This is a genomic window from Nocardia sp. NPDC049707, assembly GCF_040674855.1.
Lineage (GTDB): Bacteria > Actinomycetota > Actinomycetes > Mycobacteriales > Mycobacteriaceae > Nocardia.
Genome location: NZ_JBFANN010000056.1, coordinates 1 through 25133 on the forward strand (window position 1 = coordinate 1; position 25133 = coordinate 25133).

Consider the following 25133-nt stretch of genomic DNA (forward strand, 5'->3'; position numbering starts at 1 on the left):
ACGGAGCGAGTCTTACGAGCGACCCGTTCGCGGCCCGTCTCGCGTCCGAGTCGTCGAAGCGCATGCGCCGCAGGCGCGAGTCTCGACGGCTCGGACGCGAGACTGAAGGGGGCCGCGAACACGCAGCGCCGAAGGCGCTGCCAATCAAACACAGCTATGGTTGCGAGGCACTGGCGGACCAGCTGGGGTCCGCCTACAGGTGGCGAGGGTGACCGACAGGTTGTCGGTCGAACCGAGGAGGGTGTACGGCAGTTTGAGTACCCACGTTCTCCGTTGCGACGGCGCACCGGTACCCATCGCCCTCGCGTCGCTGCCGCTCTCACAGACGGCCGCCATCGCGGACAACAGCGTTATCGATGAGCTGTTGCCAGTCCTGGCCGCCGACAGCCTGCCCCGGCTGATCGTGCTCGGCGACGATGCCGCCCTGGCCTCCGTGCTGACCCATCTGATGCGGACCGAGCGACTGCATGTGGAGATCGGGTACGTGCCGGTCGAAAAGACCTACGGCTCGCGCGCCTACCAGACCGGCACCGGCAATGCCGCCGCCAGACGGGCGGTGGAGGGCCGGGCCGTCGAAACCCCGCTGATCCGCGACGACACCGGAACCGTGCTGGTCGGGCGGGCCGAGATCACCGGCGTCAGCGGCGAGAAGCTCGAGGGCGAGGCATTTGTGGATGACGCCCTGTTGTTCTCCGGCAAGGTCAACGCGATGGTCGTCTCGCCCATGTTGGATATGCCGGGGGTGCGGGCGAGCGTGCGGAAGAACATCATCCGCAGGCGCCGCTGGCTGGAAGGGCGGGCCGCGCAGCTCGGCACGCCGGGGGCGGTGGTGACCAGGGACGGCATCGCCAACGATCGGGTGCTGCCGCGATCGTCGTTCTATCGACATCACGAAAACTGGCTGCTGGTGCGTTGACAATGCGATTCCCGAGAAACGGCCGCCCCGGACTGGGTGTTTCGCGGCGGCCCAGCCCGATATTCCTGCTGGTGATCGCGATCGCGGCGGCCGGTGGCGCGCTCGCGTGGAACGCCGATGTGCAGTCGACGCGGGCGAAGTTCGGAGTATTTCTGCTCGTCGTATTCGGCTGGATCGTCACGCTGTGTCTGCACGAATTCGCGCATGCGTATGCGGCGTGGCGGGCGGGCGATCGTGAGGTGGAGCTGCGGGGTTACCTCACGCTGAATCCGCTGAAATACAGCCATCCGCTGCTGTCGATCGTGCTGCCGATGGTGTTCATCGCGCTCGGCGGGATCGGCCTGCCGGGCGGTGCGGTGTACGTGCACGCACACAATGTCAGCGCGCGGATGCAGCGGATCATCAGCGGTGTGGGGCCTGCGGTGAACGCTATCTGCGCGGTGCTGTTGTTGGTGGTCGTGCGGTTCTTCGGCAGTGACACTTCGCACCGCGCGTTCTGGTACGGCCTGAGCTTTCTGGCGTTTCTGCAAATCACCGCAACGCTTTTGAACATTCTGCCGCTGCCCGGGTTGGACGGGTATGGCGTGATCGAGCCGTCGCTGAGCTATCAGACCCGGCGGGCGCTCGATCAGTTCAAGCCGTTCGGCATGCTGATCGTGTTCGCGCTGCTGTTCACGCCGTCGATCAACACGGTGTTCTTCGATGCGGTGTACTCGCTGTACGAGTTGTCCGGGGTCGATGCGAACTGGTCGCGGTACGGCAGCTTTCTGACGCGATTCTGGACCTAACCGATATGCCGGTCGCCCGGTCCGACCTTCGCGACCGGGCGACCTCTTCGCATGACCGCTGCGCGCCCGCACCCGCCTGGCCACCACGCCATATGGCCGGTAGGGCGGTTCGCCGTCAAGCGAAGCGTCCCAACCGCGCTACCCCTCGTAACCGCGGTTGCCTGTCGAGGCTATGGCCGCGGGCAGGGGCGCACACGAGTAGCGGACTACGTGAAATTCATGATTCCAGCGCCGGAGACCGCCTTCGCTGTCGCACATCGGCGGGAAATGTCCGAAATCCGCTGCGTAGTCGGCTCATGCCGCCGGCGGCACATGCGGATTCGGGACCGTCGGGGGCAGCAGGGCCATGGCCGAGATGCGCTGCATGCCGCAGACCTGCATGAGATCGACCAGCATGGAGCGCATCTGCGCGAAGACGACATGGGCCGAAAGTCCCGCGCCCACAACGAGTTCCGGTCGTGCACCCTTGGCGACACCGCGCAGCACCCGGGCGGCCTCGGCCTGATCCGGCTGCTGGCCGGGATCGGCGAGCATCATCCGACGCACCACCTCGACGGCTTGGGCCAAGCGCTCCATTTCCTCGATCAGTCGCGGGTCCAGGATTTCGTCGTCCTGGACCAGGGTGAGCGAACGGCGCAGCAGCACTCGCGTATTGCGGACGGCATTGTCGAGCGGGTCGGCGGTGGCGCGGATGCGCTCGAGGCGCGGGCGCGAATTCCAATAGAGCGGGGAGATTCGGCTGATCTCCCGACCGCCCTCCAGACTGGAGCGCAGGCCATCGATGTGAGGCTGCGTAGCGCGGGCCGCGGTCAACGAGGTGCGGATCTTCTCCGAGTCCTGTTCGAGCAGACCATCGGCACACTCGTGCAGCGCTTTCGCCATTACCGAGAGGACTTCCGCGGCTTGCTCGCGGGCCCGGCGCACCGGATGCATCGGGATCGATGCGACCACGACCACGCCGACCAACCCGCCGACGAGTGCGTCGATCATGCGCGAGAAGCCACCGCCCGCCGACGGCGGCAGTAGCGTCGCGACCAGCACGGCCGAACTGGCGGCCTGCATGGTGATGATCGAACCGCCGTCCAGGAATACCGCGAGTGCCATGGCCACCGCGACGACCAAGGCGATCTGCCAGACGCCGGTGCCCGCGCGGGTGATGAACAGGTCGCCGATGCCGATGCCTACCGCGACGCCGACCAGCAACTCCACCGACCTACGCAGCCGGGCGCCGAACGAAATGCCGATGGAGACCACAGCCGCGGTCGGTGCGAAAAAGGGCACCGTATGCCCGACTATCTTGTGCGCGATAAACCAGGCAAGCGCCGCGCCGACCGCGCACTGCAGAATCGGCAATGCGGAAAGTCGCAATCGTGCCCACGAGCTGCGCAGCTTCTGCATACTGCTGGCGCGGGCGACACCAACCGGAGAGTTCGGGCCCAGCCCACCCGTCGCCCGACCACCACCCCTCATCGAATCGCTATGCGGTGCTGCAACCACTCAGTCGAGGCCTAGCTCACCCGCGGCGCGTGGGTCGCAGTCTTCCAGCAGGTCGAGACAGCGTGCGTATTCTTCGGTCTCACCGACCGCACGGGCCGCACGGGCCAGCGCGCCGACACAGCGTAGGAAACCGCGATTGGGTTCGTGGCTCCACGGCACCGGACCGAAGCCCTTCCAGCCATTGCGCCGCAAGAGATCCAGGCCGCGGTGGTAGCCGGTGCGTGCGAATGCGTACGCGGCGACGATGTCGTGATTGACCACCCGCGTATCACCCTCGGCCCCGCCGCGCTGCAAGGCGGCCTCCGCGAGATGGGCCCAGGCGATCGAAGCCGCCGGATGCGCGGCCGCGACCTGCACCGGATCGGCATTGTTCAGCAGCGCCTCCTCCGCGTCGGAGTCTTCGGGCAGGAGTACCGGTTGCGGTCCGAGCAAGTCACCGAACGAGGTCATACGGTTCATTGTGCACTGCGCGCGTGCGTCGCGCCGATACGACGTTCCCCTGGCTGAGCAGTATCGGGCTCTTCCGCCCACCCGCCGCCATCGAGCCGGACGGGGCGGAGCACTGCGCAGGGGAACCTCACAGTCGACGGCATTGCTGGCTAGGCTGACCGTCGAGTTCAACTGTTCCGCCCGAGCGAAGGGTTATAGGTGTCCGACCCGAACGACCAGAAGAGCCCGGCACGAAATCCCGGCCGCCCCGCCGAAACGGGAGCCGACCCGCACCCAGCCGCGCCCGCGGACCGGACACCCGCATCGTCCTCCAACACTCCCGATCCCGGTAGGTCACCGGGATCGGGCGCACCCGCGCCGGGTCCCGCCGCGGGCTCGGGTACCGCCTCGGGACCCGACGCTGGCGCGACTCAGCCGTTTCCTGCCCCATCCGGCCCCGGCTCGGTCTCGGGATCCAACGCACCAGTCCGCCCCGGTTCAGCCGCCGGCTCCGCTGGTGCTGCGGGACACAGCGCAGGCTCGGCCACCGCCGCGACCCGACCGGCGTCCACCTCGTCGGGGGCGAACGTTTCCCCGGGATCCGGCGCGACGCCCGGCGGGGGTTCGACCGCGAAGGAAGGTTCGGCCAGCTCGCCGACGCGTCCGGCCCCTGCGGCATCGTCCGGAGCGGACGCGCCGTCAGGATCCGGGAAAGCCGAGGAACAGCGCGCGGCCGCCGCTCCCACTCGGCCGATTCCAGCATCATCGGTGCCGAAGCAGACATCGACGAGCGCCGGTCAGTCGGGTACGTCGACCGGGGATATCGCCGCGCTCGGAACGCCCGCGGCCCCCAGCCGGCCGAGCGGAGCAGCCAACGCACCGTCACCAGCCTCCGCCCCGGGCGGCGCAGGCCAACGAGATCGCGGCACCCCCTCGCCCGCTCCCGCACCGAGCAACACAGCCAAGCCGGGCAGCAGCGGCCAACAAGGCAGCGGCCCAGCACAATCGGCTCAATCGCCTAGCGGCGCAATCAAGCCGGGCGGCGTGGGCGAACGCGATAACGGCACAACCCAATCCGCTCCCACGCCTGGCAACGCAACCAGGCCGGGCAGCGCAAACGGACCAGGCGGCGCGGGCCAACGCGATAGCCACGCACCCCAACCCACTTCCACACCGAGCGCCGTGACCATGCCTGGCGGCACAGCGCAACGCGGCAGCAGCGCGACCACGCCCCTGGGTACAGCCGGGCCGAGCACCGCAAACCAACGCGATAGCAGCGCGACCTCACCTGCTCCCACAGCAGGCGGAGCTGGCAAGTCCGGCAACACAGCCGCGCCGGGTAGCGCTGGAGGTAGCGGCGCAAGCCCGTCCGGCCCCACGGCAGACGGCACAACCAGGCCCGGTGGCACAGCCTCATCTGGTCCCGCAGCGGGCAACGCAGCCAAGCAGGGCGGTGCAGGCCAACGCGACAGCAGCACAACCCAACCTGCTTCCACACCGAGCGGCGCAACCATGCCCGGAAACACAGCCGTGCCCGGTAGCGCAGGCCAACGAGACAGTGGCACAAGCCCGTCCGCCCCCATGCCAGACGGCACAATCAGGCCCGGCGGCGCAGCCTCGCCTGGTCCCGTGCAAGGCGGGGTCGGACAACGCGAGGGCGGCGCGGGCTCGTCTGCGCCCGGGTCCGCGACAGCGGGTGCTGCTGCCGCGCGGTCCGAGGGTGCTGCGGCGAAGACCATGAAGATCTCGCGCAGTGACATCGAGGGCACAGATAAGTCGGTCCCCGCGAACGCACCAGCGGCGGTTCCGGGTAAAGCGACGCCAGCTGCTGGCCCCTCGGGTGGGGCGGCCGATGTTGTGTCCGGGCCGAATGCACCGACCGCGGCGATCAAACGGGACGGCCCTGGTGGTGATACGGCGAAGCCTGCTGCGGCGGCCGGTGGAGCTGCTGCTCCGGCCGCCGAGGGATCCGGTGTGGTCCCGGCCGAAGCGGTAGGCGACAAGTCCGCGGCACGCACCGCCGAATCGACTGCTCACTCGCCACGTTCCGAAGGCACCGCCCCGGGGGACATTCGCGCGGCCGGACCCGATGCAAAAACCGTTGTAATTCAGCGGAATTCGGGCGCGGACAAGTCCGCGGCACCGGCCGACGACACAGTCGACGATGCCGCGGGTGCCGATGCGGCCACGATGGTGATGCGGCGGGTCGATCTGAAGGCCGAGTCGGCGGGCGACAAGGGTGCCGCTGCGACGCGGCCGGACGAGCCGGATTTGGCAGGCGCGGATGACAAGACCATCGCCATGCCCGTGGTCTCGAAGCTCGATGCCGAGCAGACCGTCGCGCTGCCGATCCAGAAGCCAGCCGAGAAATCGTTCGACAAGAACGCCACGCAGCGGATGCGCACCGATGCCGGGACCAAGCCCGGTACCGACCGGGTCGTTCCGCCGGCGGATCGGCCCGGTCCGATCAGCAAGCCGCCGAGCACGCCGCGTCCCGCGGCCGGTCCGAAACAGGCTGGAGCGCAAGGGTCTTCGCCGAGTGGGCCGGGGGTCGAGGAGACCGCGCCGTCGGCACCGCGCGGGCCCGGCCAACCACGTCAGGCCGCGTCGGCCCCGTCACCCGCCGATACGCAGTTGACTCGCCCCGCCCACCCGGTCACCGGGACACCACGGCCGATGGCCCAGCCGCAGCGATACACGCCGCCCGATCCGCAGCCTGCGGACACCGCGGCACCGGCCGCGCCTTCGAAGCGCTGGCTGTTCATCGCGGTGGCCGCAGCGGCGCTCATCGCGGTAATCGGGCTAGCGGTCGTGCTCATCGGGAGCCGCAGCGACAACTCCCCCGAGGCGAAGGTGCGCGCCACCATCACCGACTACACCGCGGGACTGAAATCCGGTGATCTCGCGGCGCTGCGTAAAACCACCTGCGGGCAGCTGCACGACTTCTATCAGGGCATTCCGGCGGACCAGTTCGCGGGCGTGCACCAACTGTCGATGGATCGCAAGAACATTCCCGTGGTGGCGAGCGTCGATGCGATCAAGATCACCGATAAGACCGCGATCGCACAGGCCACCGTCTACACCGACGCGGATCCGACCAAGCGCTCGGCGCGGACTTTCGACCTCGAGCAGACCGCCGATGGCTGGAAGGTCTGCGACCCCCCGAGTGCCGGGACGCCGTAGCCGAGAGGTGACACCGAGTCCAGCAGGACATACCCAAAAGTAAGCCCCCTAACCGGTAGCGAACGTCACACTTACCTGGTCATTGGACCGGTTCGCCAGTAGCATGGCCCGGATCATGGCCAGGGAGCAGACAATCGAAAAGCCGGAAGCCGAAGTGGTCGAGCTGACAGCCACACGGGCGGGAAGCCGGTTCCGCGTGCGCGAACAGTATTCGGTCGGCCGGGAGAAAGTTCGCGAGTTCGCCCGCGCTACGCAGAGTCGGCACAGCGCGCATTACTCCGAACCCGATGCGCGCGAGCTCGGTTACGACGGCATCGTCGCACCGCCGACATTCGCCTCGGTCATCGGCATCAATGCGACCCGGGCCTTGCTGGATTCGGTGCTCACCGAATACGACCTGTCCCAGATCCTGCAGACCGATCAGGTCTTCGAGCTCACCCGCCCGATCGTGGCCGGCGACCGGCTCAGCACCGAGATCGTGATCGACTCGATCCGCCAGTTCGGCGATAACGACTTCATCCTGGTCACGTTCTCGATGACCAACCAGCACGGCGAGATCGTGCAATCGGGTTCGACCACGATCGTGGCGCGCCGCGGTGTCGAGGTGGATCCGAATATCGCGGCCGCCGTCGAGACCATCATGATGCACAGCCGTCCGGTCACCGTCGGTGATATCACGGTGCCGGACAGCGGCCCGCTGCTCGCGTTGCCCGCGGATGCCCCGGCCCCAGGGCGGCCTGCGGCGCGCAGCGCATCCGTGCGCTCGCTCCAGGACTTCGATCGCCTATCCGTCGGCGATCAACTCCCGACCCAGACCGCGCAGGTGACGCGCGGCGACCTGGCCAACTATGCGGGGGTTTCCGGCGACCCCAACCCGATTCACTTCAGCGAGCGCGCGGCCCAATTGGCCGGGCTGCCGACCGTGGTGGCGCACGGCATGCTGACCATGAGCCTGGCCGGTGACTATCTGACCTCCTGGCTCGGCGATCCGACGGCCATCGAGAAATTCAGCGTGCGGTTTTCCGGATTCGTTCCGGTGACCACCGAGGCGCCGAGTTCCGTCGAATTCAGCGGAAAGATCAAATCGCTCGATCCACGCAGGCGGACCGGGACCATTCTGCTGGCGGGTAATTCGGAGGGCCGCAAACTCTTCGGCCGAGCCATCGCCGAGGTTCGTTTCGCCTAGCGGCGCAACCTCATTCGATGGTCGCGTGCACGAGGTAGACGTTGTAGTCGTTCCGGGTCGAAATAGTGAAGTACAGGTCCGACCCGAGGACCAGCGGATGAATCCACCGTAGAGTTACCGATATTCGCGCACCATCACCGTCGGTGCGCCATCGGACCACGCACCCTGCGGTGAATCCGATTCGCGGACGAGTAGTGCCGCTTTCGCGGTGTCCGGATAGCTCATCTGCCATCCGTTCCGGGAGGCGTCGAAGCGCACGGACAACTCGCCGACGGGCGCGTCGACGATCGGGGTTGCCGAGCCGAATCCGCCTACCGGAGTCCAGTTTCCGTCCCGCCAGTATTGATAGGGATGTCGAACAGCTGATCCTTCGGTACTCGCGCGAGTCCGACCGAGCCGAGCCGGGCACGTAGTCGCCCTGCGCCTCCCCGACCGCATCGCTGATCGCCGCAATGCCGTCCACCAGCGCCCGCCCTACCGGGTTGTGCCCCTTCGCCCAGCCCGACTTACCGACCGATTCCCCCAGTGCCGCATGGACATCCAGAATTAGGAGGAATCTCCTAATTCATTTTCGGGACCGCAGCCATGCTGCCCTGCTACCGTCCACGGCACGACAACTCGAGTCGGGGTGAGTGGCGTCCACCGGGGGAGCAAAGGGCCTCCGGTGGTTCTCCTTTCGACCATAGGACACCCATGAAACCTGCTGTGCACCCCAGATCGCTGCCCGGAACCGCTATGGCGATCCTGATCGGTTGCGCCGCCATCGCATTCGCGGCACCGACGGCCACTGCCGATCCGCTGACCGACCTGCTGTGCAACTCGGGCTCCGCCCAGTTCTGCCCGCCCGCACAACCGCAACAGGACTTGCCGAACAACCCGCCGCCCCGATCACAACCACCGCAGACCCAACCGGCGCCCTACTACAAGAACTGCGACGAGGTCCGCCGAGCCGGAAAGGCGCCGCTGTACCGCGGCGCCCCGGGATACGCACCCCACCTGGACCGCGACAATGACGGAATCGCCTGTGAATAAGGCGTACTGACATCAGCGTGGAAAGCGGAGCAGGATGGAGAATGTGAAAGCTTCAGTGATCTATCGTGCTGTACCCGCGCTCGGTGTGTGTCTGATGCTCGGCGGCCTCGTGAGCGCGTCGCCGATCGCCGCCGCCGATTCATCCAGCACCCAATTCGTTGCCGGGCCGGATAGTTCGCTTCCGGTGCCGACCTATCGACCGGGGCCGAAGGGGTCGAATGTGCCGCCGCCGGAGCAGCCGAAGGAGGAGTCGCCGCGGTATTACACCGATTGCGATCAGGTTCGGGCCGCGGGGAAGCTGCCGCTCTATCGGGGTCAGCCCGGGTATGCGCCGTATCTGGATCCGGATGGCGACGGCATCGCATGCGACTGAGCGGTTACTGGACGGCCTGGAACACCAGAATCGTTGCGCCGATGCGAATATTATCGCCGTCGGCGAGCAGCGCACCGCTTTCGATCGCCTGGTCATTGACGTAGACGCCATTGGCCGAATGCAGATCCTTGATCAGCAGCCCGGCCCGGCTCGGCATGATGTGCGCGTGGTAGCGGCTGGCCTTCGGATCGTCGAGGACCAGATCGTTATCGGTCATCCGGCCGATTCGCATGCCGCCGTGCGCGATCGTGGTAACCCGACCGTCCGGCATGCGCAGCTGACCGCTGCGGATGGCACGCGGCATCTCGGTAACCGTCTCGGTCATCGCCGCGGCAAGCCGCGCGCTGCGCTTGAGCTCCATCGTGCTCAGCGGTTCCTGCCGCAGCACCCGCTGCTCGAGATCGACCAGGACCGGGCCCGGATCGATACCGAGTTCATCCGCGAGCACCGTGCGCACCCGACGGCACGCGTCCAGCGCATCGGCCTGCCGCCCGGATAGATACAGCGCGGTGATCAGCTGACCCCACAGCGGTTCGCGCAGCGGATGCTCATTGGTCATCGAGACCAGCTCACCGATCACCGCTGACGCACGCCCACAGGCGATTTCGGCATCGATACGGGCCGAGGCGGCCTGTAGCCGCTCCTCGTCCATCGCGGTGGCGAAACCGTCGGCGAACTGCAATCCGCCCAGATCGGCCAGTGCCCGACCGCTCCACTCGCGCAACGCTTTTCCGAACAGTTGCGTCGCGGCCACATGGTCGCCGACCTCGGCGGCACGCGCGCCCGCATCCCTGGCCGCCTCGAAGCGGCCGAGATCGCAGCCATCGTCCGGGATCTCGAGTCGGTAGCCGGACGATTCGGTGCGCAGCACCATGGCCGGATCCACTCCCGAATTACGCAGTGCCTTACGGATATTCGAGACGAATACCTGCAGGCTGGCGGCGTAGGAATCGGGTGGATCCTCATTCCAGACCATATCGGCCAGCGCAGCCGAAGCCACCGCGCGTCGTCGATTGATGGTCAGCGCGGCGAGCAAGGCTCGCGGCTTGGGCCCGCCGACCGCCACCGGTTCACCGCCGACCAGTATTCGCACGGGCCCGAGCACGCGCACATCCAGACTCATGTGCTAATAGCCCCTGTTTCCATTTGCGGTGTTCGCGGGCGTTGTATCCACTGTGCGGCGTTCCCGCCGCCCTCCATGGTTACGCTCCCGCTATGTCCTGCGGGCGCGTTGCTCGCGCCGCTGTATCCACTATGCGGCGCTCCCGGCGCCCTCCATGGTTCCGCTCCGCTACCTCCTGCGGGCGCGTCGCCGTGTGGTTACGCAAGCTGCCGCCGCCGGGCCGGACGCGAACACCGCAGGAGGTAAAGGGATCAGGCGCTGATCGAGCGACCCGCGGACTTCAGATCATTGCACGCCTCGACGACACGTGCCGCCATGGCCGACTCGGCCTTCTTCAGGTAGCTGCGCGGATCGTAGGTCTTCTTGTTGCCGACCTCGCCGTCGATCTTGAGCACACCGTCGTAATTGGTGAACATATGCGCGGCGACCGGCCGGGTGAACGAGTACTGGGTGTCGGTGTCGACATTCATCTTCACCACACCGAAGCGCAGCGAATCCTCGATCTCCGACTTCAGCGAGCCCGAACCGCCGTGGAAGACGAAATCGAACGGGTGCGCATCCGCCGCCAGACCCAGCTTGGCCGCGGCAACCCGCTGCCCCTCGGCCAGCACCTCGGGCTTGAGCACCACATTGCCCGGCTTGTACACGCCGTGCACATTGCCGAAGGTCGCGGCGAGCAGGTACTTGCCGTTCTCGCCCGAACCGAGCGCGTCGATGGTCTTCTCGAAGTCCTCGGGGGAGGTGTAGAGCTTCTCGTTGATCTCGGCCTCGACACCGTCCTCTTCACCGCCGACGACGCCGATCTCGACCTCGAGGATGATGTTCGCGGCGTTGGTCGCCTTGAGCAACTCCTTGGCGATCTCCAGGTTCTCGTCGATCGGGATCGCCGAACCGTCCCACATATGCGACTGGAACAGCGGGTTCTTGCCCGCGTTCACCCGCTCCTGGGAGATGGCGAGCAGCGGCCGCACGAAGGTGTCCAGCTTGTCCTTGGGGCAGTGGTCGGTGTGCAGCGCGATGGTCACGTCGTAGCGCGCGGCGATCACATGCGCGAATTCGGCCAGTGCGACCGCGCCGACGACCATATCCTTCACACCCAGGCCCGAGCCGAACTCCGCACCGCCGGTGGAGAACTGGATGATGCCGTCGCTGCCCGCGTCGGCGAAGCCCTTGATGGCCGCATTGACGGTTTCCGAGGAGGTGCAGTTGATGGCCGGGAAGGCAAAGGAGTTCGCTTTGGCCCGACCGAGCATCTCGGCGTAGACCTCCGGAGTCGCGATGGGCACTTGAAGACCTCCGTGTTGTGCGGCAAAAGACAATTCTGTCGCTCCTCAGAGTAGGCCAGCGGGCTTTCGACCGACGTGCCGGGACCGCTCGGTGCGACGGGTCGACAATATGGACCGGCCGGTCGGACAAATCGAACTTTTCGTACAGCAAGAGGTTTCTCAGTTGGACCCGGTACTGTTGGCCGGGTAATTGCGCTGGCAGCTTCCGATGCGGTGGCAAGCAATGTCGCCAGCCGTACCCGTGACAGGAGGCCGCGTGATACTGCTGGCAGCGACCGAATCGGTGACTAGCAACGTCGCATTGACCCAGTTGCTGGACCCGCTGCACCTGCTCACGGAGACGTGGCTCAAGAACGCGGTACTCCCGGCGATCCTGGTGATCGTCTTCATCGAGACCGGTCTGCTCTTCCCGATCCTGCCGGGTGATTCGCTGCTGTTCACCGGCGGCCTGCTGTCCGCGACGGACAATCCGCCGGTGTCGATCTGGTTGCTGTTGCCCGCCGTCATGGTGATTGCGTTCGCCGGTGATCAATGCGCCTATTGGATCGGCCGGGCGATCGGGCCCGCACTGTTCCACAAGGAAGACACCCGGTTCTTCAAAAAGCATTACGTCACCGAGACGCACGCCTTCTTCGAAAAGTACGGGCCGAAGACGATCATCCTGGCTCGTTTCGTGCCGATCGTGCGCACGTTCATGCCGGTGCTGGCCGGGGTATCCAAGATGGATTACCGCAAGTTCGTCACCTTCGACATCGTCGGCGCCATCCTGTGGGGCGGCGGTGTCACGGTGCTCGGCTACTTCCTCGGCAATATCGAATTCATTCGCAAGAACATCGAGCCGATCTTCCTGCTCATCGTCTTTATCTCGATCCTGCCCGGCATCATCGCGGTCGCCAAGAAGGTGCTCAACCGCGAATCGAACACCGACGAGGCCGCTCAGCACGACGCCGCGCTGACCGCCTCGACGAACGAGCCGACCCACTGAGCCCGGTGTCCACGGCGCAGTTGCCCCTAGCAGTGGGCAGTTTCGATCCGCTGACCTCGGCGGGGCCCGCGCTCGTCTGGACGGTGGTGCTGACCTTCGTCTTCCTCGAATGCGCGTTGATCATCGGGTTGTTCCTGCCGGGTGACTCGATGCTGATCACGGCGGGCATCGTGATGGCCGCCAATGCCACGGGCGAAGCCCATGTCTGGGTGCTGTCCATCGGCGCGATGCTCGCGGCGATCGCGGGCAACCAGGTCGGCTACGTCATCGGGCACCGCACCGGCCATCATCTGGTGGCCAGGAAGAACGGCCGCTACATCAACGCCCGCAACCTGTCGCGCGTCACCGAACTGTTGCAGCGGCACGGTTTCCTCGCGGTGCTGATTTCGCGCTGGATCCCCTGGGTGCGCACGCTGTGCCCAATGGTCGCGGGCGCGGCGCGCATGGATCACCGCAAGTACACCGTGGCCAGCAGCCTCGGCGCCGTCATCTGGGCGCCGGTGCTACTACTCATCGGCTACTACGCGGGCAGTTTCCTGGATCGGGTGCCGTGGCTGATGCCAGGAGTCATCGGCACCCTGGTGGTCGGCCTGATCATCGGAACCGGCATCGGCATCCGGCACTACCGCCAGGAGATCGCCAAACCCGCCGAGGATTTCGACCTCGACACCGTACCCATCGCCATGCTGGAAACCGAGTGTTGATACCTACAGCCCCGCGGCACTGACCAGGTAGGCCGCCTCCATCAGCAGCCAACCCGACAGTTGCACCGACAGATCGCGTTCGGGCACCCGCGACGAGGTCACCGAACCGCCCGCGGTGAAATGGCCGGCGCCGGACGGGCCGCCGGGTAACTGGGCGGGTTTGCTCCAGTCGTGCCCGAACAGCGGCTCACCCTCGAACTCGAGCCGGTTCGCCCAAGCCGCCGCGGCGCTGGCGCGGACAATGGCCGCCGCAGTCAGCCGATCGGCCACTTGGTCGCGCTCATCGCCGGGCAGCATCAGCGCGACCACGGCGAGGTAGCGGGCCAGGATTCCATTGAACAGGCCGCCGTCGCCGCCACCGCCGCCGGTGATCACCCCATCGGTGGTCATCTGCTCCTCGACCGCGGTGAGCAGTCGGTGCACCCGTTCGCTGTGGCGCTGCTCGCCGGTGTGCACCGCGAGCTCCGCCTCCAGGCCGAGCACCACGCCCTGGCAGTAGGTGTAGGTCGGGCGCTCGATCTCACCGGAGGGCAAGTGGATTCCGTCCAGGATCAGGCCGGATTCCTTGTCGCACAACGTCGCATCGATCCAGTCCGCCATTTCCTGCGCGCGGACATGGCGCCCGAGGCGCAGCAGCGCGATCGCGGCCGGGCCGTTGGCGGGGGCATTGAAATAGTCGGAGTCGACCCGCCACGGCACCCCACCGCCACCCGCCGGATCCCAAGCGCCGTACAGCTCCCGCTCGAGTGCGATCAGGCCGCCGCGCGCCTCGGTAATGCCCTGGGTTCGCTCGGCCCGCTCCAAAGCGATTGCCAGCCAGGCCATATCGTCGTAGTAGTCATTGGTCCACCCGGTGATATTGCGCCGCCGATGTGCCCGCGCTATCGCGGCGATTCGCTTGCGTCGCATCGGCGTCGGCGTCCGGTTGGCGGCATCGACCGCGCAGTCGATCAGATGTGCCTGCCACCAGTAGTGCCAGGACGCGAAGGCCCGCTCACGACGCGTCGCCGGCCAACCGACGACACCCAATTCGGTACCGGGCACGCCCCATAGCGTGCGTAGATGCCGCGAGATGATCGCGGATTCGGCCATATCCGCGCGCTCCGACCACAGCACGGGCGTGGGGACTGCATCGCGCGCGATATCCGGTCTCGGCGAGGTCATGGGTCAATGGTGCCAGCTTCGAGCCGATTAATACCGATCTTTTCGTTACCAAGCTGACGTCAAATCGCCATGTTGCCGAATCCATGCGTGCATTGCGATGCCGGCCGCGACTCCGGCATTGATACTGCGCGTCGAACCGAACTGTGCGATCGAAACCGTCAGCGCGGCCGCACCCTTGGCATGTTCGGTGACACCCGGCCCTTCCTGCCCGAACAGCAGCAGGCAGCGGCGCGGCAACTCGACGGTTTCCAGCGGAACCGAGCCCGGCACATTGTCCACCGCGACCACGGTCAGATCTTCCCGCTGCGCGAAGGCGAGTAGCTCGCCGATATCGCAGTGATGTTCGATGTGCTGGTAGCGGTCGGTGACCATGGCGCCGCGGCGATTCCAGCGCCGCCGGCCGACAATGTGCACCGCGGCCGCGGCGAAGGCATTGGCGGTGCGCACCACGGTGCCGATATTCGCATCGTGGCCGAAGTTTTCGATGGCGACGTGGAACGGATGTCGGCGGCGGTCGATATCGGCGATGATCGCCTCGCGCGACCAGTAGCGGTAGGCGTCGACGACATTGCGGCGGTCACCGCCGGCGAGCAGCTCCGGGTCGTAGCGTGGGTCCTCGGGCGGGGCATCCCCGTGCTCTTGCGTCCACGGTCCGACACCGTGCGGGTGCTCGCCCCATTCGGTGGGGCCTGGTTGCTCGGCCGTATCCGGCGCGGGGTAGCTCACCCAGACGATGCTAATTCCGGCCGTACCCTGCGGCGTCAGCGGTCAGCCACCACAGCACCACGTGCGTGTCGAGCAGCAGGCTCACGAGCGCAGCCCGAAGTCATCGGCTATGGCGGCGTTGGTCTCCGCGGAATCCCAGTCGGGATCCAGCATGAGCTTGCCGCGCAGCGAACCGCCCGCGGTGCGGTCGACACGGCGGGTAAGTGGGACAACCTTGGCAATGGGCCGACCAGCTCGATCGAATTCCGCCATCGCGTGGCCGGAATCCGGCGATATCTAGTAGGTCGAGGACGAGGAGCTGAAGGCACCGATCGCCATGAGGACCACCATGAGGACAATGAACAGAACGGTCAGGATCAGCAGCATGGAGGCGATGATGCCGCAGATGTATCCGGCCTGGACAGTGCCGCGACCACCGATGGCGCCGCCGGAGGCATCGATCTCCTTGAGCGCCTTGCGCCCCATCACCCACGCGGCCGGCCCGAGGAACTGACACAGCAGCAGGCCGAGAATGCCGAGGATCATGATCGTGATGGCCTGCGGATGATCCTGCGGCGGACCATAGGCCGGGTAGCCGTACGGCGACCCGTACTGCGGTGGCGGCGGATAGTTCATGCGCAGGATGGTAGTTGGTGGTGTAGCTGGCCACACCTCGGATTCGGCAGTCAGCTCGATCGAACGCCGCCGTGATCGCGACAATCATGGAGCCATGACGGAGACAGAAACCCTCATACTCGACGCGCCGACCGGCAAGACCGTTCCGGACGCGCGAGAGGTGCTGCGCGCGGTGCTGCGGGCGCCGATCCAGGCCAGGACGTGGAAACAACTCGCCTATGTATGCATGGCTTTCGCGATCGGCCTGCTTGCTATCTGCTATTTGTTCTTCGGATTCGGCGGCGGTTTGTTCGCCTCGATCTTCCTCGTCGGCATCCCGATCCTGGCGCTGGTGATTCTGGGCGCACGGGTATGGGGGCAGGTGTATCGCGCGCTGGCAAAAAGTCTGCTGGATACACCAGTGGACGCACCGCCGCCCAATGTGCCGCGGCCGGGCCTTTTCGGATTCTTGAAGAGCGCGTTCACCGACCTCGCGAGTTGGCGGGCCGTGCTGTTCCTGTTCGCGCAGGCCGCACTCGGTGTGGTCGGCGGTTTTCTGGTGCTGGTCGTGATGAGTATCACGGTAGTCACGGCGCTCTTGCCCATCCTGTGGTTGCTGGACAACCCGACGAATATCGACGAGAACGGCGTCGCGCATCATTCGGTGGCCCAGTTCGGATCGTTCTATGTCGAAACCTGGCCGCGGGTGCTGCTGCTGTCCGCGGTCGGCATTATCGGCTGTTTCGCACTGCCGTGGCTGCTGCGCGCGGTGTGCTGGGTGCACGGGCTGCTTACCATCGCATTGCTGTCGGCGACGGCGCGGGACCGGCAGCTGGTCGAGTTGCGGGCGAGTCGGCGTGCGGCGGTTGCGGATTCGGCGGCGACACTGCGCCGGGTGGAACGCGACCTGCACGACGGCACCCAAGCACGCTTGGTCACCATCGCGATGGCCCTTGGCCGGGCCGAGGAGCGGATCTCCCACGGCGACGACGCGCGCGACCTGATCGCCGACGCACGCGCCAATTCCAAGGAGGCGCTGACCGAATTGCGCGAAGTGGTGCGCGGAATCCATCCGCCCGCACTCGAGTTGGGGCTGGAGCCCGCGCTGGAGACGCTGGTCGCGCGGTGTGCCCTGCCGGTGGAACTCCGGGTTCACCTGCCGCAGCGGCCGAATCCGGCCATCGAGGCGATCGCCTACTTCTCGGTCGCCGAACTGCTCACCAATGTGCTCAAACATGCGAATGCCACCAGCGCATGGGTGTCGGTGATCCCGACCGATGCACGCACCATCGCGGTCACGGTGCGCGACAACGGAATCGGCGGTGTCCGGCAACCGACCGACGGAGAATATGCTGCCGGCAGCGGACTTTCCGGACTCGCCGCGCGAGCGCGTGCGGTGGACGGCACGCTCACGGTGCAGAGTCCGACCGGCGGGCCGACCGTGGTGACCATCCTGCTGCCGAAGGCCGGTCCGCGATGAGTACGCCACTGCGCGTGGTTATCGCGGAGGACAATGTGATCCTGCGTGACGGACTGGCCGGGCTGCTGACCGAGCGCGGCCACGAGGTCGTCGCGATCGTCGGCGACGCCACCACCTTGAGCGATGTGGTCGGCACCCACAACCCCGACGTGGCCGTGGTGGATGTGCGGATGCCGCCGACCTTCACCGACGAGGGGCTGCTCGCGGCCATCGAATTGCGCCGCAAATATCCGCTCACCGGCGTGCTGGTGTTCTCCCAGTGGATCGAAACCCGCTACGCCACCGAACTTCTCGCCGGTGGCGCCAGCGGCGTCGGCTATCTGCTCAAGGATCGAGTGGCCGACGTCCGCGACTTCGTCGACGCCCTGGACCGCGTCGCCACCGGCGGCACCGCGCTCGACCCGGAGGTGGTGAGTCAGCTGATGGGTGCTGCACGCCAACAGGATTCGCTCGCCCGGCTGACCCCCCGCGAGCGGGAGGTCCTCGAACTGATGGCACAGGGACTGTCGAACAATGCGATCGCGACCGCACTCACGGTCACCGAGCGCGCGGTGGAAAAACATATCGGCAATATCTTCACCAAACTCGATCTGCCGCCATCGGACGCCCATCACCGCCGGGTGCTCGCGGTCCTGCGGCTGAAGGGCTGAGTCGGCTCGTCCACGCTGCCCGCAGATCATTGGGCAGCAACGATGCACAGTTGAATATAGGGTTCACACTATATAGGATCGATCCCATGAGCCTCTATGTGGTCGAGGTCGAACCGGAGGTGGCCGATTGGTTGAGTTCGCTGTCAGACCGAGACTTCGGTCGCGTGGATACATACGTGGGCATGCTTGCGGAGCACGCGGAGACGCTGGGCGAACCTTGGTCCCGGAACCTCGGCGACGGCGTGCGGGAACTGCGATTCCACCTGCATCCACGGGAGATGCGCATCACGTACTGGCTTGCGCCGGGGCGACGGGTGGTGCTGCTGACGGTGTTCCGCAAAACTCAGATGCGGGAGACCATTCAGGTCGAACGCGCGAAGGCATTGCGGAAGGTGTGCGAGGCCGAACATGACCACGCCCGAATCGACTTCGATAGGGAGGTAGGCGACGATGACTGACGACACGTCCATGAACGACCTGCGTCGGGAACGAGTCAACCGGCCCGGCTTCGACGCGGCGGAGTACGACGCCGGTCGCGCGGAAGCGCTGCTGGCCATCGAACTCGCGAACGCGATCCGCGAACGGCGGCTGGAGCTCGGGCTCACCCAGTCGCAGTTGGCCCAGCGTGCCGGACTGCACCAACCCGACGTTTCCCGGCTCGAGTCCGGCGGCGGCACACCCACGATCGGCATGCTGGACCGGTTGGCGCACGCACTCGAACTGCGGTTCGTCGCTCGCTTCGAGAAGACCGACGCCGCCTGATCCGCGACCGGATCATCCCCGCGTCGCCGATTCGACGCCGAGCGCGCGTAACTGCGCGGCTCTGGCTGCGCTGAGCTGGTCGCGCGCGAGTTTGGTGCGCTGTTTCGACAGCCACGCGCCGAGTGGGGCGCCGTCGACGGTGTAATCGCCGGGCACGTCGGCCGTACCGTGCTCGCGCCGGTACTCGGCGAGCTGGGCGATCCGGTCCGCCCAGGCGGCGCGCCGTGCGCGCAGGTCGACGCCGAGCGCGGCAAGGGCGGCGGCCTGTTCGGCGGACAGTCGTCCATCGCGGTAATCACGTCGGCAGTCCGCCAGCCAGGCACCGAGCCGGAACCCGTCCGCGGTGATGTCCGAGGAGGTAACGGTCGCGTGCGGGCGTGCGCGGCGAAACTTCGTCAGCTCGCGCAGCCCTGACTCCCATCGCGCCTGCTTGCGCTGGGGGCCGCCACCCGGCTGTGGACCGAGGTCCACGCCGCGCGCCCGCAGCTCGTCGATCTGTTCGGCGCTCAACATCCCGTCGCGATAGCCCTTGCGGCACTTGCCGATCCAGGTACCGAGCAGGAAGCCGTCCGGAGCGCGGTAGCGCTGGACGGGGTTGGCGTGGCCGTGTTCGCGCCGGAACTGATCCAGCGCCTCCAGATGATGGATCCACAGCTGGCGGCCCCAACCTTCGGCCGCCATGTCGATGCCCGCCACTTCGAGCTGCCGCACCCGATCGGCGGGCAATGTCCCGGCTCGGTACTCGCCGCGCCGCCGATGCAGCCATTTGCCGAGGCCGAACCCGTCCGGCGTCATATAGGTGGCGTGGACGTTCGTGTGCCCGTAATGCCCACGGTAGGTCGTCAGCGCGGCAAGGGCGCGCTCCCACCGACTGTTTCGTTTGCTGATGGCCGGATGCCATTGCACCCCAAGTGCTTCCAGGATCGTGAACTGATCGTCCGGCAGCCGCCCGGCTTTGCGCGCCTCGCGGCGATCGTTGAGCCACTGGCCGAGCGGAAATCCGTCAGCCGTCACGTAATAGATGGTCGGATTCGCGTCACCAGCCTGAGCGTGGTGTTCGCGCAACGCGGCCAGGCCCGTCTCCCACCGGTGTTCGCGGCGGCTGGCGCCCCGATCCCAATCAACCCCGAGGGCTTCCAGCGCGGCGGTCCGCTCGGCGGAGAGTTCCCCGGTGCGGTGCCTGCGACTGCATGCGCTCAGCCAGGTCCCGAGCGCCCGCCCGTCGGCGGTCATATGACCGTAGGGAACATCGCTGTGCCCGTATGCCGCCCGGAACTCGCCCAGCGCGGCCAGCCACGCCGCCCACTCGCTGGTGAACGGCGCCCAGGTGATCCCCAATTCGGCCAGTTTCGCGGCCCGCTTGTCGGGTAACCGGCCGGCACGAAAGTCACTGCGGCAGTGCGCGAGCCAGTGACCGAGGGCTCGCCCATCCGGTGTGCGGTAGTCGTAGGGCACGTCACCGTGACCGTGCTCGGCGTGGAATGCCCGCAGCGCGCCATAGTTCTCGAACCAGGACGAGGTCGTGGTTTCCACCGTACGCAGCAGGATCGACCGGTGGAACTCGTCGCCGATGCGAGCCGGGTGGCCGTCGATCAGCAGCCACGGTGGCGGCTCGGCCGGTTCGCGGCGTGCCAGCCCGCGCGCCCACGCCTGCTGGCGCCGCTGGTCGAGATAGTCGGCGATCCGCTCGTCGTGGGCGCGCAGCGCCCGCACCACTCGCCACACCGTGTCGAATTCCGAACCGTCCAGCGCGGCCCGCGGATCCTCGCCTTCGGTCAGGAAGATCGGCACGATGATGGTGGCGACCTTGCCGGAATCGCCATTGCGCCGCAGCGCTCGTCCCACCGCCTGCACCACATCGGTGGTCGAATCGCGGGGATCGGCGAACATCACCGCATCCAGCGCCGGGACGTCCACGCCCTCGGCCAGCACCCGCGCGTTCGAAATCACCACTGTCGCATCCTGCGGATTCCGCAGCAACGCGAGCGCCGCGCGTCGGCTGGCCGGTGCCATATCGCCGCTGACCCAGCGGGCATGCACGGGCTGTGGTGGCTGCTCGCTGTGCGGGAGCAAGTCGATCGCGGTGGCCAGACCGGTGGCGAATCGGGTCGCCGACCGCACCCGGCCGTGATAGGTGATCACTCGCCGCAGCCGGTAGTCGCGAATCGCTTTGGCCAATGCGATCTGCATGGCCAGGGTGCGGGCCGGCATCGCACGGCCGTCGATGGTCACCAGTTGCTGTGCCGCGGTGAGTTTCGCGACCTCGGTGTCGGTGACCGTCACGACCGCCACCCGGTAGTCGGCCAGCAGGCCCGCCTCGATCGCCCCGGCGAACGGCAAGTGGAAGACCTGCGGGCCGAAGACCGAGGCGTCGTCCATGCTCACGATGTCGGCGCCACCGACCGCCATGATCCGTGGGGTAGCGGTCAGATACAGCCGCCGCCGCGCCGGAACCAGTCGATCGTCGTGGACCTGAGCCCATTGACCCCGGATGCCCGCGGTGCGGTGTGCCTCATCGACCACCACCAGATCCCACGGCGCCAGGTGCGCGGCCACGACCACCGGAAGGCTGGCGTAGGTGGCGAAAACCGTGGTGCGAGTGTGGTTTTCGACCAGTTCCGCGAGTTCGGCCGGATTCGTGGTCACCGGAGCGTGCAGGCCGACCATATCCGCGCGCAGCTTCGCCGCGGCGTCGGTGGCCCGCTTATCGCCGCACACCGCGGCGATGGTTCCGGCCGCCGCGCCGAGATGCCGCGCATAGGCGTGCGCGGTCTGGGACAGCAGTTCCACCGTCGGCACCAGCACGAGCACCGCACCGCCGAGTACCAGTCGCGCCGAGCATTCCGCGCCGACAAGCGTTTTCCCGGTCCCGCACGCCGCCACCGCCGTGGCCCGGCCCGCCCGGGCCAGCTCGGCGCATACCTGCTCGACGGCCTGGACTTGATGCGGCCACAACCCCGTGCGTGACTCCTGCGCACCCGGCACGACAGCTCCCATCGGCATTTCTCGATTACGTAGCGTAGGTATCGGCCGGTGCGTCCGGCTCCGGGCCACGATCCCGGTTTTCGCCGTCGCGGCACGGGCCGGAGGCGTCCGGCATACCGGAGTTCCCCGCAGGCCGACACCGCGACAATTCGGGTGCCGCTGCCCATCGACGGACAGCGTCGGCGAAGCGCTCGACCGTTTCCGGCGGCGCGCCGGCGTACGCCACCGGCGGACCGACCCGCGGAATCCGTTGCGGCAGTTGCGCGTCAGCCGTAGTTCCGCCCACCAGCGGCAGCCCGGCATAGGCCGGGACCCAGTCGGGCAAACGCCGAATGCCCGCGCCTATCTCCTCGGCGAGATCCCGGTATCCCTCGGCCAATTGGGCCAGCCGGGTCCAGGCCGCGTGGCATTCGTCGGTGCCGGCTCGGGCCAATGCCGCGTCAGCGCACAGGGATAGTTGGGCGATCCGGTCGAGGACGGCTCCCACCGTTTCGGTGTGCAATCGAGCACCACCGTGGGCGACCGGCAGCGAGCGCGCCACCCAGCAATCGATGTCGTGGACCAATTCCGCACGGGCGCGGTCGAGTTCGCGGGTTCGATCCGGTTCGGCCACCCACCGCTCATGCAAGCGGACCAGCTCGCCGACCGCCCGCAGCACCGGATGGCCCTGCGGCGAGCGCCGCCGACATGCGTCCATTATCGAATCACGCGACGGCAGTGCGTGATCGGCAGCGCTCGACCGCCCTGCGCGTTCGTCCGCAGGCCGGCGGTTCGGACTGTCGGCGGTGCTCCCGAGTCGCGCGTGGCTACCGGCACTCTCGTCCTTCGGCCCTCGACTCGCGCCGTCAGCCGTGTTCGCGTCGTCAGGCATGGGTCCGCGCCCTCCGCATGGTGACCACGCGGATCGCGTCGACCACCGCCAGACCGGACGGACGAAACGTGTCGCACGGCGGCTCGACCCATACCCGAAACTCCGCGCAGTGCTCGGTCGGCGACGGCAGCGCGATATCGCATCCCGGCCGCACGACCGAGACGTGGATCCGCCACATCTCCGCGAACAGCCGGTCGTCATCGGGTAGATCGGGTCGGACCAAATAGCTCCACCGATTCGAGCGCGGATGCGACATGATCGGGCCGATTTCCTGATGCCGCTGCCGCAGCTGAGTCCGCACCGCCTGCCCGAGCGGCGCGGGCATCATCAGCGCCAGCACGATCCCGGCCTTGACGATGATCCGCCCGAGCTGCGGTGTGTCGACCACCGCGGGCAGATCGCACACCTGCCGGTAGAACCGGCACCGGGACAGCGGGGTGTCGCCGAACGCTGATTGATCCATGTCGAGACCTCTTGTCGCATTGAGGGATTCGGTGCAGCTCGGCGTCTGGTCGTATCCGCGCGAGCCAGAGATGGGAGTTCGGGAGGGAATGGAATGAGCCGCAGCGCGACTACTCAGGCCCCCTGGGCGGTGCGGGCGAAGAAGGCGGCGAGCTTCGCCCAGCTTCGGGCCGATCACCGATGCTGGAAGTACGGACAGCATGGGAGCCGCCCCTCACCGCCAGCTCGGTAGTCGCAAGCCGAAGCGAGGTCGGGCCGACCGTGTTTCCCACGGCGATTCCTGCAACGCGAGACCGACCGTCTCCAGCGCGGTAAGGCCGACTGCCCCCGCTAGCATCCCGACAACAGCAGCGGCTTCAGCAGCCTGCATCGCCGCCGTAGCCTGCTCGATCGTCAACGTCCGGCCCGGCAAGAACGAGACCACCCACCCGCCGTCGCCCACGCTCTTCGCTTGATGCTCGGTCTGATCGCTGGTCATCAGCGATGAATTGATGCTTCGGATCGTCACTTCCACCCACCTCACCTGCGAATACGGGGCATGGCACATATCCGAATCAACTTCAGACTCGCCCCCGGCAATGAATCTGAACATATCTTGTAACTGTTACAAGTGCAATGCCTGAGATGTAGACCGCTTGGGCATCACATTGGGGTACTGTTCGAGCGACGAGAGGAGTGGCGGTGGCACCCATATCACCGGTCGTAGCGAGTTGGGAATTGTCTCTGCGGCTGCGACAACGCCGTGAACAGCTGGGGATTGACACCAAGACGATCGTCAGCGAGGTCGGGCTGTCCCGTGGCTACTGGGTCCTGATCGAGGGCGACCGCCGGATCCCCGCGGAGGATAAGCTGCGGTCGCTGATCAAGCTGTTCGAGTTCGACGCGAACGAAGCCACCGAGCTGCTCGCACTTCGATCCGCCGCGAAGGAGCGGGGCTGGTGGGCAAAGTACTCCGGTCTGTTCGGGTCGGAACTACTGCGCCTGTACGGGATGGAGCATGGTGCCCAACGAATCCGGACTTATGAAAGCGTCCTCATGCCTGGGCTACTACAGGGCGAGGAGTACATCCGGGCGCTGATGGTCACCGGGGTCGCGACGGTGCTGCCGGTCGAAGTCGAGCAACGGGTAGAGGTTCGAATGCGCCGTCAGCAACGGCTCGACGGTGAAGACCCGCTGCAACTATCCGCCGTGATCGGGGAAGCTGCGCTCGTCCAACAGATCGGCGGACCAGGCGTCCTTCACCAGCAACTACTTCACCTTGCCGACGTCATCGAACGCCACTCTGAAACGATTGACGTCAGGCTCATGCCTTTCACCGCCACCGAGCGCTCCATCTTCAGCGGGGCAACGTTTCATCTTCTCGACTTCGCTAACCCGCGCCTGCCGACACTCGCTTGGCATGAGTCGACCGTCATCGGCGAACTTCTCGAGGATCGAGACACCGAGACCCGAGTCCGCGATCTGGGTGTCATCCACGATCGAGCTATGTCGCAGGCGCTCAGCCAGGAAGCCACCTTGGACCGCGTGAAGGCAATCGCCCGTGGGATAAAGTCGACAATATGAGCAAGTCGGATTCCACATGCACTGCAGGCTGGTTCAAGTCCTCTCGATCATCGGAAACCCAGTCATGTGTCGAAGTCCGATTCAACGGCAACAGCGTGCTTATCCGCGACAGCAAATACACCGGCCCCGGACCGACGCAGCCGATCGTGTCCGTTTCATCCACGTTGTGGCCCGGCTTCCTCGACCAGGTTTTGAGCGCGAACTCGGGCGGGCTGAATGAAGGCGTGGCGATCTCCCTTCACCAGGACGGGGGAGCCACGATCTCCGGCCAAGGCGTGGCACTGATCTATAACGCCGACGAGTGGGATGCCTTCGCCAAGGGCGTCGCGGACGGTCAATTCAACCGCAGCTGAGCCGAATCCCAGCGGTCCCGT

The 25133-nt window shown here is 66.7% G+C and carries 27 protein-coding genes and 1 pseudogene; 14 read left to right on the top strand and 14 right to left on the bottom strand.

Going from position 1 to position 25133, the window contains the following annotated elements; translation table 11 throughout:
- Nucleotides 1–253: 253 nt before the first annotated feature.
- Complete coding sequence (locus tag AB0J29_RS32680; protein WP_364794422.1) at nucleotides 254–916, top strand: hypothetical protein; 663 nt, start codon at nucleotides 254–256, stop codon at nucleotides 914–916.
- 2 nt (nucleotides 917–918) lie between these two features.
- Complete coding sequence (locus AB0J29_RS32685) at nucleotides 919–1704, top strand: site-2 protease family protein (protein WP_364794424.1); 786 nt, start codon at nucleotides 919–921, stop codon at nucleotides 1702–1704.
- 294 nt (nucleotides 1705–1998) lie between these two features.
- Here AB0J29_RS32685 and AB0J29_RS32690 read toward each other — a convergent pair whose 3' ends face one another.
- The 3 genes from AB0J29_RS32690 to AB0J29_RS32700 all read right to left on the bottom strand — a co-directional run bounded on the left by AB0J29_RS32690 (nucleotide 1999) and on the right by AB0J29_RS32700 (nucleotide 4376).
- Nucleotides 1999–3102: an FUSC family protein gene (locus tag AB0J29_RS32690; protein WP_364794487.1), complete on the bottom strand. Its 1104-nt coding sequence runs from the start codon at nucleotides 3100–3102 to the stop codon at nucleotides 1999–2001.
- A gap of 99 nt (nucleotides 3103–3201) precedes the next feature.
- Entirely contained in the window at nucleotides 3202–3651 is a 450-nt protein-coding gene (locus tag AB0J29_RS32695; RefSeq protein WP_364794426.1) for a DUF3151 domain-containing protein, read from the bottom strand.
- 410 nt (nucleotides 3652–4061) lie between these two features.
- Nucleotides 4062–4376: a hypothetical protein gene (locus tag AB0J29_RS32700; protein WP_364794427.1), complete on the bottom strand. Its 315-nt coding sequence runs from the start codon at nucleotides 4374–4376 to the stop codon at nucleotides 4062–4064.
- Between the two features lie 991 nt (nucleotides 4377–5367).
- Here AB0J29_RS32700 and AB0J29_RS32705 point away from each other — a divergent pair.
- A complete protein-coding gene (locus AB0J29_RS32705; protein WP_364794428.1) occupies nucleotides 5368–6813 on the top strand; it encodes a hypothetical protein in 1446 nt (481 codons plus the stop codon).
- Between the two features lie 115 nt (nucleotides 6814–6928).
- Nucleotides 6929–7999, top strand: a complete 1071-nt coding sequence (locus tag AB0J29_RS32710) for a fused (3R)-hydroxyacyl-ACP dehydratase subunits HadA/HadB (protein ID WP_364794430.1) — start codon at nucleotides 6929–6931, stop codon at nucleotides 7997–7999.
- Between the two features lie 10 nt (nucleotides 8000–8009).
- Here AB0J29_RS32710 and AB0J29_RS32715 read toward each other — a convergent pair.
- Nucleotides 8010–8403, bottom strand: a pseudogene (locus AB0J29_RS32715) (DUF4185 domain-containing protein); the annotation flags it as partial.
- Between the two features lie 331 nt (nucleotides 8404–8734).
- Here AB0J29_RS32715 and AB0J29_RS32720 point away from each other — a divergent pair.
- Together AB0J29_RS32720 and AB0J29_RS32725 are read left to right on the top strand one after the other, a co-directional pair.
- The gene (locus AB0J29_RS32720; protein ID WP_364794432.1) at nucleotides 8735–9031 is read left to right on the top strand and encodes an excalibur calcium-binding domain-containing protein; all 297 of its coding nucleotides are present in this window, start codon (nucleotides 8735–8737) and stop codon (nucleotides 9029–9031) included.
- 43 nt (nucleotides 9032–9074) lie between these two features.
- Nucleotides 9075–9404, top strand: coding sequence for an excalibur calcium-binding domain-containing protein (locus AB0J29_RS32725; protein ID WP_364794434.1), 330 nt, complete (start codon nucleotides 9075–9077; stop codon nucleotides 9402–9404).
- A gap of 4 nt (nucleotides 9405–9408) precedes the next feature.
- Here the strand turns inward: AB0J29_RS32725 and AB0J29_RS32730 are convergent, their stop codons facing one another.
- Together AB0J29_RS32730 and fbaA are read right to left on the bottom strand one after the other, a co-directional pair.
- The gene (locus tag AB0J29_RS32730) at nucleotides 9409–10527 is read right to left on the bottom strand and encodes a BTAD domain-containing putative transcriptional regulator (RefSeq protein WP_364794436.1); all 1119 of its coding nucleotides are present in this window, start codon (nucleotides 10525–10527) and stop codon (nucleotides 9409–9411) included.
- 251 nt (nucleotides 10528–10778) lie between these two features.
- On the bottom strand, nucleotides 10779–11813 hold the full coding sequence (fbaA, locus tag AB0J29_RS32735; RefSeq protein ID WP_364794438.1) for a class II fructose-bisphosphate aldolase: 1035 nt from the start codon (nucleotides 11811–11813) through the stop codon (nucleotides 10779–10781).
- Nucleotides 11814–12069: 256 nt separating this feature from the next.
- On the opposite strand from fbaA, the gene AB0J29_RS32740 reads away from it, so the two are divergent.
- Entirely contained in the window at nucleotides 12070–12798 is a 729-nt protein-coding gene (locus tag AB0J29_RS32740; protein ID WP_364794440.1) for a VTT domain-containing protein, read from the top strand.
- A gap of 20 nt (nucleotides 12799–12818) precedes the next feature.
- Nucleotides 12819–13502, top strand: coding sequence for a DedA family protein (locus AB0J29_RS32745; RefSeq protein WP_364794488.1), 684 nt, complete (start codon nucleotides 12819–12821; stop codon nucleotides 13500–13502).
- A 3-nt stretch (nucleotides 13503–13505) separates the two neighbouring features.
- Here the strand turns inward: AB0J29_RS32745 and AB0J29_RS32750 are convergent, their stop codons facing one another.
- The 4 genes from AB0J29_RS32750 to AB0J29_RS32765 form a co-directional block, all read right to left on the bottom strand.
- Nucleotides 13506–14594 (bottom strand): glycoside hydrolase family 76 protein, encoded by a 1089-nt coding sequence (locus tag AB0J29_RS32750; RefSeq protein ID WP_364794490.1) that lies wholly within the window; start codon nucleotides 14592–14594, stop codon nucleotides 13506–13508.
- A gap of 117 nt (nucleotides 14595–14711) precedes the next feature.
- Nucleotides 14712–15392: a TrmH family RNA methyltransferase gene (locus tag AB0J29_RS32755; RefSeq protein ID WP_364794441.1), complete on the bottom strand. Its 681-nt coding sequence runs from the start codon at nucleotides 15390–15392 to the stop codon at nucleotides 14712–14714.
- An 81-nt stretch (nucleotides 15393–15473) separates the two neighbouring features.
- A complete protein-coding gene (locus AB0J29_RS32760) occupies nucleotides 15474–15644 on the bottom strand; it encodes a hypothetical protein (protein ID WP_364794443.1) in 171 nt (56 codons plus the stop codon).
- 24 nt (nucleotides 15645–15668) lie between these two features.
- Nucleotides 15669–16007 (bottom strand): DUF4190 domain-containing protein, encoded by a 339-nt coding sequence (locus tag AB0J29_RS32765; protein ID WP_364794444.1) that lies wholly within the window; start codon nucleotides 16005–16007, stop codon nucleotides 15669–15671.
- Between the two features lie 94 nt (nucleotides 16008–16101).
- Between AB0J29_RS32765 and AB0J29_RS32770 the strand changes: the two genes are divergently transcribed.
- The 4 genes from AB0J29_RS32770 (at nucleotide 16102) to AB0J29_RS32785 (ending at nucleotide 18878) form a co-directional block, all read left to right on the top strand.
- A complete protein-coding gene (locus tag AB0J29_RS32770; RefSeq protein ID WP_364794446.1) occupies nucleotides 16102–17466 on the top strand; it encodes a sensor domain-containing protein in 1365 nt (454 codons plus the stop codon).
- Nucleotides 17463–18116, top strand: a complete 654-nt coding sequence (locus AB0J29_RS32775) for a response regulator transcription factor (protein WP_364794448.1) — start codon at nucleotides 17463–17465, stop codon at nucleotides 18114–18116. The genes AB0J29_RS32770 and AB0J29_RS32775 overlap by 4 nt, the downstream gene beginning before the upstream one ends.
- Nucleotides 18117–18202: 86 nt before the next feature.
- Nucleotides 18203–18574 (top strand): type II toxin-antitoxin system RelE/ParE family toxin, encoded by a 372-nt coding sequence (locus AB0J29_RS32780; protein WP_364794449.1) that lies wholly within the window; start codon nucleotides 18203–18205, stop codon nucleotides 18572–18574.
- A complete protein-coding gene (locus AB0J29_RS32785) occupies nucleotides 18567–18878 on the top strand; it encodes a helix-turn-helix transcriptional regulator (protein WP_364794450.1) in 312 nt (103 codons plus the stop codon). Before AB0J29_RS32780 ends, AB0J29_RS32785 begins: the two co-directional genes overlap by 8 nt.
- A gap of 12 nt (nucleotides 18879–18890) precedes the next feature.
- Here AB0J29_RS32785 and AB0J29_RS32790 read toward each other — a convergent pair whose 3' ends face one another.
- The 4 genes from AB0J29_RS32790 to AB0J29_RS32805 form a co-directional block, all read right to left on the bottom strand.
- Entirely contained in the window at nucleotides 18891–21875 is a 2985-nt protein-coding gene (locus AB0J29_RS32790) for a Helicase associated domain protein (RefSeq protein WP_364794451.1), read from the bottom strand.
- Between the two features lie 13 nt (nucleotides 21876–21888).
- The gene (locus AB0J29_RS32795; protein WP_364794452.1) at nucleotides 21889–22560 is read right to left on the bottom strand and encodes a DUF4254 domain-containing protein; all 672 of its coding nucleotides are present in this window, start codon (nucleotides 22558–22560) and stop codon (nucleotides 21889–21891) included.
- 166 nt (nucleotides 22561–22726) lie between these two features.
- Nucleotides 22727–23197: a DNA-directed RNA polymerase subunit beta gene (locus tag AB0J29_RS32800; RefSeq protein WP_364794454.1), complete on the bottom strand. Its 471-nt coding sequence runs from the start codon at nucleotides 23195–23197 to the stop codon at nucleotides 22727–22729.
- A gap of 213 nt (nucleotides 23198–23410) precedes the next feature.
- Nucleotides 23411–23704 (bottom strand): hypothetical protein, encoded by a 294-nt coding sequence (locus tag AB0J29_RS32805; RefSeq protein ID WP_364794492.1) that lies wholly within the window; start codon nucleotides 23702–23704, stop codon nucleotides 23411–23413.
- Between the two features lie 173 nt (nucleotides 23705–23877).
- Here AB0J29_RS32805 and AB0J29_RS32810 point away from each other — a divergent pair, with 173 nt between their 5' ends.
- Together AB0J29_RS32810 and AB0J29_RS32815 are read left to right on the top strand one after the other, a co-directional pair.
- Complete coding sequence (locus tag AB0J29_RS32810) at nucleotides 23878–24759, top strand: Scr1 family TA system antitoxin-like transcriptional regulator (RefSeq protein WP_364794455.1); 882 nt, start codon at nucleotides 23878–23880, stop codon at nucleotides 24757–24759.
- Nucleotides 24756–25112 (top strand): DUF397 domain-containing protein, encoded by a 357-nt coding sequence (locus AB0J29_RS32815; protein ID WP_364794456.1) that lies wholly within the window; start codon nucleotides 24756–24758, stop codon nucleotides 25110–25112. The genes AB0J29_RS32810 and AB0J29_RS32815 overlap by 4 nt, the downstream gene beginning before the upstream one ends.
- The last annotated feature ends 21 nt before the right edge of the window (nucleotides 25113–25133 follow it).